This is a genomic window from Pseudoalteromonas sp. SG43-3 (assembly GCF_014164385.1).
Lineage (GTDB): Bacteria > Pseudomonadota > Gammaproteobacteria > Enterobacterales > Alteromonadaceae > Pseudoalteromonas > Pseudoalteromonas distincta.
Genome location: NZ_JACJFC010000007.1, coordinates 148,858 through 165,094, shown reverse-complemented (window position 1 = coordinate 165,094; position 16,237 = coordinate 148,858). Strand labels below are relative to the sequence as shown.

General features: G+C 40.4%; 17 protein-coding genes. 9 read left to right on the top strand and 8 right to left on the bottom strand.

Annotated elements, in window-relative coordinates:
- The first annotated feature begins 146 nt into the window (after nucleotides 1-146).
- Together H5157_RS08620 and H5157_RS08615 are read left to right on the top strand one after the other, a co-directional pair.
- Entirely contained in the window at nucleotides 147-1,964 is a 1,818-nt protein-coding gene (locus tag H5157_RS08620; RefSeq protein ID WP_182724533.1) for a hypothetical protein, read from the top strand.
- Nucleotides 1,965-1,972: 8 nt separating this feature from the next.
- On the top strand, nucleotides 1,973-2,410 hold the full coding sequence (locus H5157_RS08615) for a hypothetical protein (protein WP_138682913.1): 438 nt from the start codon (nucleotides 1,973-1,975) through the stop codon (nucleotides 2,408-2,410).
- Between the two features lie 60 nt (nucleotides 2,411-2,470).
- On the opposite strand, the gene H5157_RS08610 is transcribed toward H5157_RS08615, so the two are convergent.
- The 8 genes from H5157_RS08610 to pspA all read right to left on the bottom strand — a co-directional run bounded on the left by H5157_RS08610 (nucleotide 2,471) and on the right by pspA (nucleotide 9,084).
- Complete coding sequence (locus H5157_RS08610) at nucleotides 2,471-2,815, bottom strand: 4a-hydroxytetrahydrobiopterin dehydratase (protein WP_182724532.1); 345 nt, start codon at nucleotides 2,813-2,815, stop codon at nucleotides 2,471-2,473.
- 36 nt (nucleotides 2,816-2,851) lie between these two features.
- Nucleotides 2,852-3,649 carry a phenylalanine 4-monooxygenase gene (gene phhA / locus H5157_RS08605; protein ID WP_002958327.1) on the bottom strand — a complete coding sequence of 266 codons (798 nt, stop codon included), beginning with the start codon at nucleotides 3,647-3,649 and terminating at the stop codon, nucleotides 2,852-2,854.
- A 237-nt stretch (nucleotides 3,650-3,886) separates the two neighbouring features.
- Complete coding sequence (gene megL / locus H5157_RS08600; RefSeq protein WP_182724531.1) at nucleotides 3,887-5,068, bottom strand: methionine gamma-lyase; 1,182 nt, start codon at nucleotides 5,066-5,068, stop codon at nucleotides 3,887-3,889.
- Nucleotides 5,069-5,219: 151 nt separating this feature from the next.
- Complete coding sequence (locus H5157_RS08595) at nucleotides 5,220-6,242, bottom strand: TIGR01620 family protein (RefSeq protein WP_182724530.1); 1,023 nt, start codon at nucleotides 6,240-6,242, stop codon at nucleotides 5,220-5,222.
- Nucleotides 6,239-7,657: a YcjX family protein gene (locus H5157_RS08590; protein WP_182724529.1), complete on the bottom strand. Its 1,419-nt coding sequence runs from the start codon at nucleotides 7,655-7,657 to the stop codon at nucleotides 6,239-6,241. The genes H5157_RS08595 and H5157_RS08590 overlap by 4 nt, the downstream gene beginning before the upstream one ends.
- A 63-nt stretch (nucleotides 7,658-7,720) precedes the next feature.
- Nucleotides 7,721-8,122 (bottom strand): envelope stress response membrane protein PspC, encoded by a 402-nt coding sequence (gene pspC, locus H5157_RS08585; RefSeq protein ID WP_165742976.1) that lies wholly within the window; start codon nucleotides 8,120-8,122, stop codon nucleotides 7,721-7,723.
- Complete coding sequence (pspB, locus tag H5157_RS08580) at nucleotides 8,119-8,352, bottom strand: envelope stress response membrane protein PspB (RefSeq protein ID WP_024596504.1); 234 nt, start codon at nucleotides 8,350-8,352, stop codon at nucleotides 8,119-8,121. The genes pspC and pspB overlap by 4 nt, the downstream gene beginning before the upstream one ends.
- 72 nt (nucleotides 8,353-8,424) lie before the next feature.
- Nucleotides 8,425-9,084 carry a phage shock protein PspA gene (pspA, locus tag H5157_RS08575; RefSeq protein ID WP_182724528.1) on the bottom strand — a complete coding sequence of 220 codons (660 nt, stop codon included), beginning with the start codon at nucleotides 9,082-9,084 and terminating at the stop codon, nucleotides 8,425-8,427.
- A gap of 186 nt (nucleotides 9,085-9,270) precedes the next feature.
- Here pspA and pspF point away from each other — a divergent pair, with 186 nt between their 5' ends.
- From pspF to H5157_RS08540, 7 genes are all read left to right on the top strand, one after another.
- Nucleotides 9,271-10,335: a phage shock protein operon transcriptional activator gene (gene pspF / locus H5157_RS08570; RefSeq protein ID WP_182724527.1), complete on the top strand. Its 1,065-nt coding sequence runs from the start codon at nucleotides 9,271-9,273 to the stop codon at nucleotides 10,333-10,335.
- A gap of 15 nt (nucleotides 10,336-10,350) precedes the next feature.
- A complete protein-coding gene (locus H5157_RS08565; protein ID WP_024596506.1) occupies nucleotides 10,351-11,958 on the top strand; it encodes an ABC transporter substrate-binding protein in 1,608 nt (535 codons plus the stop codon).
- The gene (locus H5157_RS08560; RefSeq protein WP_002958336.1) at nucleotides 11,958-12,992 is read left to right on the top strand and encodes an ABC transporter permease subunit; all 1,035 of its coding nucleotides are present in this window, start codon (nucleotides 11,958-11,960) and stop codon (nucleotides 12,990-12,992) included. The genes H5157_RS08565 and H5157_RS08560 overlap by 1 nt, the downstream gene beginning before the upstream one ends.
- Nucleotides 12,979-13,872 (top strand): ABC transporter permease subunit, encoded by an 894-nt coding sequence (locus H5157_RS08555; RefSeq protein ID WP_002958337.1) that lies wholly within the window; start codon nucleotides 12,979-12,981, stop codon nucleotides 13,870-13,872. Before H5157_RS08560 ends, H5157_RS08555 begins: the two co-directional genes overlap by 14 nt.
- Complete coding sequence (locus tag H5157_RS08550; RefSeq protein ID WP_002958338.1) at nucleotides 13,873-14,865, top strand: oligopeptide/dipeptide ABC transporter ATP-binding protein; 993 nt, start codon at nucleotides 13,873-13,875, stop codon at nucleotides 14,863-14,865.
- The gene (locus H5157_RS08545) at nucleotides 14,865-15,626 is read left to right on the top strand and encodes an ATP-binding cassette domain-containing protein (protein WP_002958339.1); all 762 of its coding nucleotides are present in this window, start codon (nucleotides 14,865-14,867) and stop codon (nucleotides 15,624-15,626) included. The genes H5157_RS08550 and H5157_RS08545 overlap by 1 nt, the downstream gene beginning before the upstream one ends.
- 88 nt (nucleotides 15,627-15,714) lie before the next feature.
- Nucleotides 15,715-16,185, top strand: coding sequence for a VOC family protein (locus H5157_RS08540; RefSeq protein ID WP_182724526.1), 471 nt, complete (start codon nucleotides 15,715-15,717; stop codon nucleotides 16,183-16,185).
- Nucleotides 16,186-16,237 lie beyond the last annotated feature (52 nt).

Here is a 16,237-nt window from a genome sequence, read left to right as displayed (position 1 = left end):
TTGAGAAGCTAGATTTCCCAAAACAAGGCAGCGCACTAAGTGCCGCCATTAGCTATTCGTTTTGGCATACTCATTTTAAAGGTGTCACTGATATTATTGGCAAACAGCTTGTTGTTAATAATAAAAGCATAAACATTGTTGCTGTAATGCCAAAAGAGTTTAAAAGCTTTAAACGTGCCTATGAACCTAAACTCCTTATTTCTTACTCGCAACTCAAGCGCATTTTGCCTCAAGAAAGTAGCCTGACCCCAGATACTTTTACGTATATTTTAGGAAACGTTAAAAATAAAACACTCTTTTTAAGCTTGCTAAATAAGCACTTACAAAACGAAATGTTTATATTTGATAACACCGAACTTAAGTTTAGTGATGGTATTGGCGTTAGCCCTACTCACTTTAATAAAATAATAAAGCGCCTAAACTTATTGCAGTTACTTTATTATATTTTACTCTCATTTAGCTTTATTGCCTTTTGTGCATTTTACTGTGCAGAGTCAATTAAAAAGCAACAAGAAGAAACTATACGCAAACTATGTGGAGCCAATAACACACACATTTTTGTGCAGCAAATTATTGATATTGCACTCACAAGCCTACTACTTATTATTGTAATGTGCGTTTTGTATCCACTGAGCGACCGCATTAGCGCAATTTTATTACCAAGCCTGAATAAGCTAAGCAGCTCTTTTTCATTATTTACGCTGGCGGTATTTTACATAGTTATTATTACTTTTTTATCGGCGCTTAGTTATTTTCAGCGAAGGTGGGTACACAGCAGTATTGGACGCGGCCAAAGTGCAACAACAAGCGAAAAAGTACAAGTGTTCTCATTGCTTTCGTTACTTACTAGCCTTGCTATTACAAGTGTTTACATTAGTAGTTTGGTTATTTACAGCCAGATTAATTTAAATAATAAAAGTATGGGTTTTAATGCAGATAATATTCTAATTGCCAGCTTTAGTTTTCCACAATCACCTAGCGAGGCCTTTAATGCAAATAACTCTGCTCAACAATTAATTCAGCAATTAAATTCACTGCCCATTATTGAAGAAGTATCACTTAGCTCTGCCCCGCCACTATCAGATCGCAGTGGGTTTAGTGCATGGTACACCGTTACCGGACAAGCTATCAGTTCGGTTAAAAGCGCCAGTACCGCAAGCCATAGAGTGAGCCCGCATTACTTTAAAACTATTGGCGCTAAGCTTATTTTTGGGCAAAGTGTGCAATGGCAACAGTACCAAAACATTGTCGTTAACAGCGCTTTATGGGATCAATACTTTGCAGGCACAGAACTAAGCCAAGCTTATTTATTAGCCCAATTTGATACTGGAAAAGTAAAACATAAAGTAGTTGGCGTTGTTAATGATATTTATAATGAAGGGGCCGACACACCGGTTCAGCCAACTGTATATAATGTAATAAGTGCCCTGACAGGTTTTGAAACAATTATAATTAAAACTCATGCGCCCATCACACAAGTTGAAAGTGAACTCCAAAGGGCAGTAAGAGCATTAAGTGTTAACTTTAACGATTTATCACTTACCCCCCTTTCATCTTTAGTAAAAAATGAGCAAGCCCCTAGAAATGCATTACTAATAATTACCGTTGTGTGTTCCTCAATTCTTCTACTCTCTGCGTTTTTATACAACTACAGCAGTATTAAACAGCTTACTGCTAAATCATCTACAGAGCTTGCATTAAGACGTGCTATGGGCGCTCGCAGCTACCAAATATGCTATTTATTTTTAAAGCTATTTTTCACTGCATTTGTGATAACCCACATAGTTATTATTGCGCTATTTTTCACCCAACATGAAAAACTACAAACTTTTTTATTTCAACAATCCGTTTTTGACCTAAACACGATACTTACAGTGCATTTAGTCATTTTGTTAGCGGTTATATGTATTATTGCTATAGAGATTAAAAAAACACTTAACAATTCGTGGAATAACTTAACTTAAGGATAAGCATGTATAAATTACTACTAGCTACACTACTTATATATGGTGGAAATACATACGCTGAGCAGTACAGTTTCTCTCATTACCAAATGGTTAAATCGCCCATTAATAATACCGCACCGCAAATGTTTTTATTTAACAGCAAAGGCGAGTTGATGCATTACTCTGATAAATATTTACCAAATATTTTATCCATTTTTAAAAATAAACAAAGCCATCCTGATTCTGATTTAATTAAAAGTAATTTAGAGCAGCTATTAACAACATTGCCCGATTTTACCCAGCAAAAGTATACGTTGTTTTACACCTCAATAGATGAAGATGTAGGCCCCTGTCCGCCTTGTAGGCAACAAGAAAAAACCATCGACATGCTTAAAAGTAAGTTTTCAGATAAGCAACTAAAAGTTCATTCAATTTCTATAAATGCCAGTGACAACGGTATATAAAAAAACCCGCTAAATAACTTTAGCGGGCTTTTTGTTGCGAAGGTTAAACCTTTAAAAAGTTTACAGCGCGTTAAATACGTCGTCTGTTTTAGCTGCGCAAATAAAGTCGTTTTTGTGTAAGCCTTTAATTGAATGGCTCCACCATGTAACCGTTACTTTGCCCCACTCGGTTAATAAACCTGGGTGATGGCCTTCATCTTCTGCCATGTCGCCTACTTTGTTAGTAAACGCGATAGCTTGCTTAAAGTTTTTAAATTTATAAACACGCTCAAGCTGCATAATGCCGTTGCGTACTTCTGGTACCCAGTCTGGGATTTTAGTAATTAATTGCGCTAACTCTTCGTCAGATACTTTTGGCGCATCTACATGACAGGCTTCGCATTTTTGTGCACTTAATGAAGACATTCTAAATCCTTACTTTTGCTTTTTTAGCATTAATATTTAACTGGCTAATTTTTCTTTTGGTGGAAATTTTGGGTCGTGCAAACCAAGCTCTTTAGCTCGCTCAACCAAAGTCATAATATCCATTTGCGATATATCAAACAGATCATGAATCGAATTTATGGTGTAGTACTGTGGCTGCATAATATCAATACGGTACGGCGTACGCAGTACATCAAGCACATTCATTGGGCTAATTTCTGGCGTGTTTGAGTATACGTACTGAGTTTCACCTGGGCTTGATAAAATACCGCCGCCGTAAATACGCAGGCCGTCTTCGGTTTGCATTAAACCAAATTCAACTGTAAACCAGTATATACGCGCAAGGTATACACGGTCCTTTTTCTGCGCTGCGTAACCTAATTGTCCGTACTTGTGCGTAAACTCGGCAAAGTCAGGGTTAGTTAGCATGGCGCAATGGCCAAATATTTCATGAAAAATATCTGGCTCTTGTAGGTAGTCAAATTCTTCGCGGCTACGAATAAATGTAGCTACCGGAAACTGCTTGTTTGCCAGTAATCTAAAAAACTCATCAAAGTCGATAAGCGCAGGTACTGGCGCGACTTGCCAACCGGTAGTGGCTAGTAACACTTCGTTTAGTTCGCTTAACTGCGGAATACGATCGTGCGGCAGGTTAATCTTTTTTAACCCTTGCATGTACTCGTTGCAGGCTTTGCCTTCGATGCATGCAAGTTGACGCGCTACAAGCTCAGACCAAATTTTATTTTCTTCATCACTCCAGTGTATAACACCATTTTCGTCTGGTGTTTTGGATGTGTATTTACTTGCTTTAGCCATAAGTACCTTCTTGGGTGTGAGCCCTAAATCGGTGTCAGTGTGATACTCAAATCTATTGAATATCGAATGACCCCATACTATGCAAAAGTGAAGAAAAGTTTAATAGATAGACTAACATCAGTATTTGGGATGATCACCACTATCGTAAATTTATAATTACACCTATGGCAATCTAAAAATACAGACCTTTAAATAAAGGCCTGTAGCTTGTCTTTATGTGTATACAATTAATTACACCTAACCAATTTCAGTAAAAGCTTGGTCTAAATCACTAATAATGTCGTTAACATCTTCAAGCCCAACCGAGAGTCTGATCAGCCCATCACTTATTCCAGCGGCGGCTCGTTCCTCTGGCGTATAAGGCGAGTGAGTCATAGATGCAGGATGCTGAATCAGTGTTTCAGCGTCGCCGAGGCTTACTGCAAGTGTACAAAGTTTCATACTATCAATAAATTGTGCGCCATCTTGTAGCGTGCCTTTTATTTCAAATGCAATAACACCACCAGCGGCTTTCATTTGGTTGCCAATAAACTTATGACCTGGGTGCGATTTAAGCCCTGGGTAATATACGGTACTTACTTGTGGGTGCGCTTCTAGATATTGCGCTATTGTTTGTGCACTTTGACAATGGCGTTCTATTCTAATGGCGAGTGTTTTTAGGCCTCGATTAATTAGCCATGCATCGTGCGGGCTTATGGTTGCACCAATGTCTTTTAGTACGGTCATTTTAATGTGTGTTATGTGCTCAAGCGATCCACATACAATACCGGCGACTACGTCTCCGTGACCATTTAAGTACTTGGTCGCACTGTGCATTATAATGTCGATACCGTATTTTTTTGGTGATTGCAGGAGCGGCGTTAAAAAGGTGTTGTCGACCACACTAATTAAGTTGTGCTCTTTAGCAACTGCGCCAATAAGTGCCAAATCAATAACCGCCATAGTGGGGTTGATTGGCGTTTCTACAAATATCATTTTTGAATTAGGTTTGATGGCAGCGCGTAGTTCGTCCTCGTTGGTCATATCAACAAAAGTGACTTCGATTCCCCAGCGCGGCAACATATGCGAGAAAAACGCAAAGGTACAACCATATAAAGCACTTGAGGCAACAAGATGATCTCCTTGCGATAAAAAGCTCAGTACTGAGGCAGATACAGCCCCCATACCTGTTGCGGTTGCAGCTGCTGCTTCACAACTTTCTAGTTGAGCAACTTTTTGTTCAAGCTCTGTGGTTGTGGGGTTTCCTAAGCGCGTATAAATATAGCCAGGTTCGTCGCCTGCAAAACGCGCAGCACCTTGTGCGGCGTTTTCAAAATGAAAGGTAGAGGTTTGATACAAAGGAGAAGTGAGTGCCCCGTGCGGGTCGTTTGCTTTTTGTGGTCCGTGAATACACTGGGTGTTTATATGATGCTTGCTCATTGTAGGCTCATTTTTTTGATTATTATGTTTTTGCGATTCAACAATCAAAACGTATGCGCTTACAAACAGCAAGCATGCCGGATGCTCAGATGGCTATTTGTGCAAAAACCGTGCAGCGCACGTTTGTACACAAATATTGCCACTACCTTTACTACGTTGACTCCGCCTTTTTACGGCTCATAATTTTACCTGCGATGCTTTGCACAGTGCCTTTTAGTAAGCTGCGTTTGTTTTCAAGCCGTGGTAATGGGCGACTAAGCTCCATTGCTTTGTAACCAATACGCGCTGTAAAAATACCGGCGCTGACCCCTTGCGCAGCTCGTCCCGAAAGCTTACCTAAAAGCTCAGCACTTAGTGCAGTTGCAGCAAGGTCAGATACAAGCTCTGCACTGCCAACAAACATTACTTGTTTTATCAACATACGGTAAAGCTTTATACGGCTCGCGTAGCCAAAACCAATGCCGTAAATTTTACCAATTTGTTCTATTAACTTAGTACCACGCCAAAGCACAGCCATCATATCCACCAGCGCAAGTGGGCTTAGGGCAACTAGCAGTGCAGATTCAGTCGCAAAACGATTTATAAGCTTTTTAGCTTTGGTGTCTTGGGTTATTAATAAACTATTGGCGTACAGCGTCATTATTTCTTTGTCGCTGTGATGCATCGCTACTTGGTTTTTAAAGGTTTCAAAGTTATCAAGCTCTTGGTGTTTATTAAGCTTTTCGAGCCAAGGTAATGCACCGCCTACTTGCTCGCTGTTTAAAAGCCTGTCGGCTTCAACTCTGTGCAGTTGGTTCCGCTTTAAACTGCGCAGCATTCGGTACTCTCGCCACAATAAGCGCCCAATTAGCAGCACGCCACTTACAACCGCGGTTAAATAAACACTGCCTAAAATAATTGACTGCTCGAAAGCAAATACTAACGAGTACGCAAACTCTAAAAGCACCAGTACTATAAAACTAATAGCAAAAACACCTTTAAGCGTTTGCCACTTTGACTTTTTGTACACAGGTTCCAGATCTATTTCTGGCTCTAGTGCTTCATCTTCAAGTTCTTCGTAACCACTTTGTCCGTGCTGAATAATTTTTGCAGGTGCTAAAACGGGTTCGTTTTGCTCAATGCTTTGCGTATCTATACGACGCCCTGCTTGAAATGGTTGGTTTGACTCACTCATGTTAATTTGTCTCCTAGCAGGTACTGCATGACATGATCTAATCGAATATGTTTTAGTTGTTTATCGGGGCTCGGCATTGGAGAGAACGATAAAAACTCAAATCCCTGTGCTGGCCACTCATTTTTATTAAGCATCCGCGAGGGTGGTTGCGGCGGTAGATACGTAAGCCAATCAGGCTCGTGTAATGGTTTACCGTAAATGCAGTCAAGCGTTTGGCCTTTGTCGGTAATTTGGCGCGGTTGCGTTGCTGTAATTGACGACATGGCCATGGTTTCTATTTTTACACCATCAAACTTTAAATGATTGCTTTGCTCATGCACGAGCGAATCAAGTAGCAGTGCTAAATCTTTATGGTGCTTAGCACTTATGTGATCTGATTTATTAGCTGCAAATAATATTTTGTCTATGTTGGGCTTAAATAAACGTTTAAAAAAGCCCGACTCGCCATAGTTAAAATGTGCGAGTAATTGGTTTATTACACTGCTTTGCTCTTGGAGTGTTTCGTGCCCTTCGTTTAATGCACTAAGTACATCTACAAGTACGATTTGGCGATCAAAGTGCCTAAAATGCTCATTATAAAATGGTTTTACAACTTCTTTTATATAGGCGTTAAAACGCTTAATTAAATGCGCTAAATTAGAACCCGCAACGACATCGTCACTGTTTATTTCACCTGATACCGGAAAAAACAATAACAATGGCGCGCCTTGTAGGTCGCCAGGCATAAGCATGCGCCCAGGTTGCAACATGGCAAGTTTGGTGTCTTTTTTAAGCCCGACTAACATGCTTTGATAAAGCTGAGCAATATGAGCAAGTGCGTTTTCATCAACGGGAGCGTTTAAGTCAAGTTGCTCAACGGCCATTAAAAAATCACTTGATGTGTTTACGCGCGAAGGCTGAGTTAATAACGGATATTGCTGCTCGCACCATTGAGAATAGCTTTGCTCAAGCATAGGTAAATCAAGGAGCCATTCACCCGGGTAGTCAATAATATCTAAATAAAGCGTTGATTGCGGTGAAAAGTGGCCGCGCAGCCCTGCATTACTTTGATACTTTATTGCTAAGCGTAGCGTATTAATACGCTCGGTAGATGCAGGCCATGTAGGCACCCCATCGCTTGGTAATAAAGCATTGAGTGCTCGAGGGTAATTAAACGTAGGGACTTTTAACGCCTCTTGCGGCACAACTTTAGTGGCCACATGGCGGTGCTCGCGCATTACATCAAAAAAAGGTAAGTTTTTATCGTCCGCTTGGGTTGTTAAGTGTTTAACAAGCGCGGTAATAAAGGCAGTTTTACCACTACCACTTAGGCCAGTTACGGCAAGCTTTACGTGTTGGTCTAAACTGCGATGAAGGGCTTTTTGTGCTTTGCCTTTAATGCTTTTAAAGGTCTTTTTTGCAAATGATTGGCTCATAAAGTGTCTTGCACCTAATTTGCCGTAATTTATCACGCTGCAAATAAGGTGCTATTAAATCCTTTAAAGTTTGTTAATTTCACGGCTCACCGTAAACTCGCTTGAAGTTACATGGCGTTCCATATCTTGAAGGCGAGTATCTACACGCGTTAAACGCTCTTTTAAGTCTTGCAATGCGCGGCGCGGCGGCTCGCCTTTTTGCCATACTTTAAATTTCACTTCTAGCGGATCGTCAGTTTTAGTTGAGTTTTTAGTTTGCGCTGTTGCGGGCTCTTTTTTATCTAAAATGAACCAGGCTGCAATATACGCTACCACAAATAATGGGCCACCCGTTAGCAGTACCGCACTAACAAATATAATGCGAACTAACCATAACTCCATATTAAAGTAGTCACTTAATCCCGCACATACACCGGCTATTTTACCGCGTTGTGGGTCTCTTAATAATTCGCGTTTGGCACTCATACTTTGCGTCTCCATTGTGGTGACTCTTGATCAAGCAATGCTTCAAGTGTTTCTAATCGATCAGCCATTTTTTCAGCTTTGTGTGCAAGCTCAAGTAATTGGCGATGTTCGTGCTCACTTAAACCTTGGCTTACTTGTTTTTTGCTACGGTAGTGCAAAATTAGCCACAGCGGAGCAACAAAAATCATAAACAAGATAAATGGTGCAACTAATATCTCTGGATCAAACATAATCCTCTCCTGACAATCCGTTTTGATGTTTTTAAGCTGGGGCACAAGGGCCCCATATATTTTTATATGTAATTATTTATCAGCTAACTTCTTTTTAAGTTTGGCTAGCTCATCATCTATCTTTTCATTTTTTTGTAGATTAGCAATTTCATCCGCTAACGTCTTTTTACCTAAATCGTACGACTCAATTTGAGATTCTAGTCCATCAATTTTGGTTTCGTAACGTTCAAAGCGGTTAAGTGCTTCTTCTACTTTTGAGCTATCAAGTGTCTTTTTCACTTCAAGGCGCGACTCAGCCGAACGTTGGCGAAGTATAATCGCTTTTTGACGAGATTTAGCATCTGCTAGCTTTTCTTGTAGCGTCGTGACTTCTTGTTGTAGTTTCTCAATATGAGACTCTACATGTTCAAGTTCACTCGCTACTGAAGCAACGGCATCTGCCGACTTTTGCTTTTCAAGTAGGGCTGAACGCGCTAAATCGTCGCGGTCTTTACTTAAAGCCAGTTCGGCTTTATCTTGCCAATCACTTACCTGTGCTTTAAGTGTATCTAAGCGGCGTACAATTTCTTTTTTCTCAGCCAATGTTTTAGCTGATGTAGAACGTACTTCAACAAGCGTATCTTCCATTTCTTGAATAATCAGACGAACCATTTTTTCTGGGTCTTCTGCTTTATCTAAAATGGCGTTGATATTAGAATTAACAATATCTGCAAAACGTGAAAAAATTCCCATAACATTTACCTCTGTAATTAAAACTTAGTTAGTCTGCTATAACTAGTATCAATATGCTTGCCAACTTTTTAAAAGTTAAAATACACTTTATTTTCATTACGTTAAACTAAATATACAAATTTCTTTAGTTATCCCTAATTATGAAATACACTAACTGTTAGTAAAAATGACCAAGAGTTAGGAAATATGAGCCAATATCGCCAACAGGATAATTTACTCGGCCAATCAGATAGCTTTCTGTCTGTATTAGATCAGGTATCGCAACTGGCTAATTTAGATAAACCGGTACTTATTATTGGTGAACGCGGCACAGGTAAAGAGCTAATAGCAGCACGCTTACACTTTTTATCAAAACGCTGGGATCAAAACTACGTAAAGCTTAACTGTGCAGCGCTTAACGAAAACCTACTCGAAAGTGAGTTATTTGGCCACGAAAGCGGTGCTTTTACGGGGGCAAGTAAACGTCACGAAGGTCGTTTTGAACGCGCTAACAGCGGCACACTGTTTTTAGATGAATTAGCTAATACCTCAGCTATGGTACAAGAAAAACTGCTGCGCGTTATAGAATACGGTGAGTTTGAACGTGTTGGCGGCAAACAAACTGTAAAAGTAGATACCCGCTTAGTGTGTGCGACAAACGAAGATCTTCCTTATTTGGCCGAGCAAGGTGAATTTAGAAGTGATTTACTCGATCGCCTTGCCTTTGATGTAATTACCCTGCCACCACTGCGCGAACGCCAAGACGATATTATGCTTCTTGCTGAGCAGTTTGCGATGAATATGGCGCGCGATTTAGAGTGGGAACTGTTTAGCGGTTTTACCCGAAGCGCAACAGAAACACTGCTTAGTTATGATTGGCCTGGTAATATTCGTGAACTTAAAAATGTGGTTGAACGCAGTTTGTATCGCCACGGTAGTGAACACATTCCCGTTCACCAGATTATTTTAGACCCATTCGATAGCCCATTTAGACCAAAAGCGCGTATTAAAGCACCTGTAGCGGCTCAAACGGTTAATGCCGAGCCTATTGTTGTTACGCCGCCGGTTACTCAAACAAGCAATGATTCAGCCGTTGATATTCAATTTCCGTGCAGCTTAAAAGAGCGTTCAAACGACTTTGAAATAAACATGATTAATAAAGCACTCGAACATAGCCAATTTAATCAAAAGAAAACTGCAGAAGTACTTGGTTTAACGTATCATCAATTACGTGGTTATCTTAAAAAATACAACTTGTTGGATCAACAATAGTCAGAGGTTATGCGGGTGCATAAATTATTACTTGTTTTGCTTACCACCACTTTAGTTGGTTGCCTTGATAGCAAAGAAGAAATCATAGAAGAAAAAAACCAAGGCTTAGTTTATTGCGCTGAAGCTAACCCTGTGTCGTTTAATCCGCAAGTCACGACCACCGGTTCAACTATTGATATAATTGCTAACCAATTATACGACCGCTTAATTAGCATTGACCCTGTTACGGCAGAGTTTCAAAGTGAGCTGGCGACCGATTGGAAAATTAGCAAAGATGGTAAATCGGTTACCTTTACCCTGCGTAAAGATGTAAAGTTTCATACAACTTCTTATTTTACCCCATCGCGGGACTTTAACGCCGACGACGTTATATTCACCTTTAGCCGATTATTCGATGTATATAATCCATATCACTTTGTGGGCGATGCCGATTACCCGTATTTTCAAAGTGTAGGAATTGATCAACTTATTCGCAAAATTGTGCGCGTGTCTGACTACCAAGTCCGTTTTGAATTGTTTAATCCTGAAAGTAGTTTTTTAGCTAATATGGCTACCGACTTTGCCGTGGTGCTTTCAGAAGAATACGCCATGAAACTTAAGAAAAATAATCAAAAGAACTTATTTGATCAGTACCCTATTGGCACCGGCCCGTATATTTATAAAGAATACCGCCGAGATCATCTTGTGCGCTTTTACCGTAACCCACTTTATTGGAAGCATGACGTTGCACTTGAGCAATTGGTTTACGATATAACCCCTAACGGCACTACGCGCATAGCAAAAATGCTGACTAAAGAGTGCGATGTAACGGCTCATCCAAGTAGTGCGCAATTGAGCATTTTAGCGCAACGTGATGATATAAACGTCGAAAAAGAAACAAACTTAAACATAGGTTATTGGGCATTTAATACAGAGCGTGCTCCGTTTGACGACTTACGCGTACGCCAAGCGCTTGCGCACGCAATAGATGTAGATAAAATAATGCAGGCGGTTTATTACGGTAACGGTACTCGCGCACAATCTATTTTGCCGCCAACCTCTTGGGCATTTGAGCCACAAGAAGATATACCTACGTTTGATCCAGAACTTGCTAAAAAATTACTTATTGAAGCAGGGTTGCCTAATGGCTTTGATATGACGATATGGGCTATGCCTGTGAGTCGTATTTATAATCCCAACGCACGTAAAATGGCTGAGCTTATGCAAAGTGATTTACGCAAAGTAGGCGTTAACGTCAGTATTGTAGAATATGAGTGGAATACGTTTATTCAACGTATTGGCGAGCATAGGCACGACAGTGTATTACTTGGTTGGGCCGCAGATACACCCGACCCTGATAACTTTTTTAGCCCGCTGCTGAGTTGCACCGCTACTTTTAGTGGCAAAAACCCTGCAAACTGGTGTAATCCCCAATTTGATTTATTGCTTACTAAAGCACTAGACACCACTGATTTAAACAAACGTAAAAAATACTACGAAGATGCACAAAGCTTAATTATTAAAGAGTTGCCGTTATTACCAATTGCTCATGGCTTGCGCTTTCAAGCAAGTAGCGCTGATGTGGAAGGCATAACACTTGGCCCGTTTGGTGCTATTTCGCTTGCTAATGCGAGGAAAAAATAATGATCTTAGATTATATTTTACGTCGCCTTGGTTTGTTCTTTTTTATGATACTAATGCTCAGCGTATTTACGTTTTCACTGGCGTATTTATTTCCCGGTGATCCGCTAAGTAATTTAAGTGGCATACCAAGTGGTAACTTTGCACAGCATAGTGAGCTTGAGGATAAATATTTATACAACAGCAATTACTTTATGCAATACATTGCCTTTTTAGGGAGAATATTTCAAGGCGATTGGGGGCTTTCATTTGCCTCTGGTAACAGCGTGTTTAGCCATATTATTGACTTACTACCGGCTACTTTAGAGCTAAGCGTATATGCATTAATTGTATCGGTTGTTATTGGTGTACCTACTGGCATTTTAGGCTCTGGCTATCATAAACGCTGGCCCGACAAACTTATAAACTCTGTCACTATGGTAGGTTATTCAATGCCTGTGTTTTGGCTCGCATTGTTGTTAATAATGGTTTTTTCATTAAAGCTTGGCTGGTTTCCTATGTCGGGCAGAATGGGCCTCCTTTACGAAATACCCGCCAGTACAGGGTTTATATTAATTGATATTGCTCTAGCTGGATTTCCATATAAAGGGATGGCCTTTGTTGATGCGCTGCGTCATTTAACACTCCCTACTATTGTATTGGCCATGTATCCAACCACGGTATTAGTGCGCTTTACTCGCGAGTCTATGCTTAAGGTAATGGATCAAAACTTTATTAAAACAGCTAGGGCAAAAGGCCTTAACCGCCGTCAACTTATCATGCACCATGCACTGCGTAATGCTCTACTACCGGTAATTAAGCAAATTGGTTTGCAATTTAGCACCTTGATAACACTTGCGATGATTACTGAAGTTATTTTTTCTTGGCCGGGTATTGGCCGATGGTTAATCGATAGTATTTATCAGCGCGACTTTCCTGCAATTCAAGGCGGATTAATGGCGGTGTCTTTATTTGTTATTTTAGCCTCTATTACAGCTGAGCTTACTTACACTTTATTCGATCCACTCTCGCGGAATCAGGCCCATGGCAAAGTTTAATTTATTTTCTGAAGAGTCGAATAAATCGCCACTTGCGCGATTTTGGCGCAAATTTAAAAACAATCACCCAGCTTTGGTTGGTTTATGGATATTTATGGCGTTTGCATTATTGGCCGCCACAGCTCCTTTTTTAGCGCCCTATGGCGTAAACCAACAGCATAGTGATGCACTACTCATACCGCCCTCATGGCGAGAAATGGGCGATGTACGCTTTATTTTAGGCACCGATGATTTAGGCCGTGATGTACTCTCGCGCTTAATGAATGGTGCAACATATACGTTTGGACTTTCTGTTGTAGCTGCCCTAATCACGACCCTGTTTGGTGTATTAGTGGGGACTTTTGCCGGGATTAGTAAAGGGTTGCGTTCAAGCTTTTTAAATCATTTACTTGATATAACACTTTCTATTCCTTCTTTGTTATTGGCCATAATAATAATCGCCATACTCGGTCCTGGTTTAATGAATACCGTATGGGCAATTATTTTAGCGTTACTACCGCAATTTATTCACTCGGTGCGCAACCTAATTGTTGATGAATTAAGTAAAGATTACATTACTGCGTTTAGACTCGATGGCGCATCTAATTGGCATATAATATCGCGCGGTATTTTCCCTAATATTTATGAGCATATTGTGGTTATATTCACGATGGCGCTTTCTACTGCGATATTAGATATTTCAGCACTGGGATTTTTAAAATTAGGGGCTCAGCCACCAACGACCGAATGGGGCGCAATATTAGCCGAAAATCTAGGCCTTATTTATTTAGCGCCGTGGACTGTAGCGCTACCTGGTGTACTGTTATTTTTAGCCGTGTTATCTACTAATTTAGTAGGCGATGGCCTGCGACAAGTGCTAAAAGCACGTAAGGCTGATTAAATGCAATTACTCGATGTTCGTAACTTAACAATTGAACTACGTACCTCTGAAACTGTAATTAGAGCTGTAGACAGAGTGAGCTTTAGCTTAAAAGAAGGTGAAGTACATGCGCTTGTGGGCGAGTCTGGCTCTGGCAAAAGCTTAATAGCAAAAGCGATTATTGGTGTATTAAACGAGCGCTGGGATATTACTGCCGACCGTATTCATTGGCGCGGCGTAGACTTAATGCGTTTAAGCCCAGAGAAACGCCGTAAAATAGTAAGCCAAGATATAGCGATGATCTATCAAGACCCAAGTCGCTGCCTTGACCCAACCGCTAAAATATTTGACCAAATTGCCGAAACACTCCCAGAGGTCGCAACTAAAGGTTTCTTTTTAAAACGCAACCGAGAGAGAAAAGACAGAGTAAAGGCGCTTATTCATAAGGTGGGTATTAAAAACCACGAAGCGGTACTAAGTAGTTACCCTCATGAGCTCTCTGAAGGCGTATGTCAAAAAGTAATGATTGCGATGGCCATTGCTCGCACGCCTAAACTTTTAATCGCTGATGAGCCCACTACAGCGCTTGAGAGCACAACTCGCGCACAAGTATTTAGGTTACTAAAAAGCTTAAACCAACTTAAAAACATGTCTATCTTGATGATCTCTCATGAACTGGAAGAGATTGCACATTGGTCGCATGGCATTCATGTTTTATATTGCGGGCAAATGGTTGAAGCAGGCCCAACCCATGAAATATTTAAACAGCCTCGCCATCCATACACGCAAGCATTACTAAAAAGCTTGCCAGACTACGAGCAAGGATTAGCACATAAAGAACCTTTTTATGCACTTAAAGGGACTATCCCTACCCTGCAACATTTGCCTATTGGCTGTCGCCTTGGGCCGCGTTGCCCACAAGCACAAAAAGCCTGCGTGGTTACACCAGCCCTGACTAAACATCATGGGCATAGTTATGCGTGTCACTTTCCGTTAATTAAGGACATGAAGTAATGCAGCCACTGTTAAAAGTACAAGCGCTTTGTAAAACCTTTAATGTACGAGCTGGGCTTTTTTCACGTAAAAAGTTTGAAGTCCTTAAAAACATTTCATTTTGCGTAGGTAAAGGTGAAAGCATTGCCATAATTGGCGAAACAGGCGCAGGTAAAAGTACGTTGGCAAAACTACTTTCAGGAGCTGATAGCGCTGATAGCGGGCAAATTTTGCTCGAGAATAATATTATCGAAGATAATGGCGTACGCGATAATCAATGTCGCCATATTCGTATGATTTTTCAAGATTCAGCTGCATCGCTCAACCCGGGCTTAACCATTGGCGAAATGCTTGATGATTGCCTGCAATATAATACTGAGCTTGATGCTAGTGAACGCACTGAAAAGATTGATGCAACGCTTTCTAAGGTGGGTTTGTTAATCGATCATAAACACTACTACCCGCATATGTTTAGCGTGGGGCAGTTACAGCGTGTAGCGTTTTCTCGTGCATTAATTTTAGATCCTAAGGTGATTGTACTTGATGAAGCTGTTTCGTCTTTAGATCCCTCTATACGAGCGCAAATAGTAAACTTGTTACTTAAGCTGCAGCGCGATACAGGCCTTACGTATGTGATGATCACTCATCATTTAAGTTTAGTACGCCACATTAGTGATTTTGTAGTTGTTCTTGATAAAGGCGAAGTGGTTGAATACGGTCCTACTGAAGATGTTTTTCAAAACCCTCAATCAAAAGTAACGCAGCGTTTATTAAGCTGCTAAAGCAGATTATAAATACCTAACTTTTTTGTAAGGTAACCGTATTTAACTAGGTCTTCTTGTTAATTGTATTTAATTAACAAGAGATCTCATGCTTAAACAAAAGTTACTACTTAGCCTTTCCCCATTACTCCTTCTATCAGCCTCAGCTATTGCTGATACAAATTGGGTTGGTGGCGTTGATCATTTAGGTTTAACCGTATCAAACTTAGATGCATCCAAAGCATTTTTTACTGATGTACTTGGCTTTAAAACGCTAGGGAATGACCCAGCCTATCCTGCTTATTTTTTATCAAACAATAAAATAACCATTACATTATGGCGCGTGAAAAGCGATGCAAAACGTGTGGAGTTTAATCGAGCAGAAAATGTGGGCTTACACCATTTAGCACTCAGTGTTGAAAGTATCAAAAAGTTAAGCGAGCTACATGAACACTTAAAAATGCAAAATAATATTATTATAGAGTTTGCACCCGAAAACTTAGGTAGCGGCCCAACCCAACATATGATGATAAGAGAGCCTAGCGGCAATCGGATTGAGTTTATTGCCAGAGGTAATTAAAAGACAATAAAAAAGGCGCTTTAAAAGCGCCTTTCTTTATGAGCTAAAATTA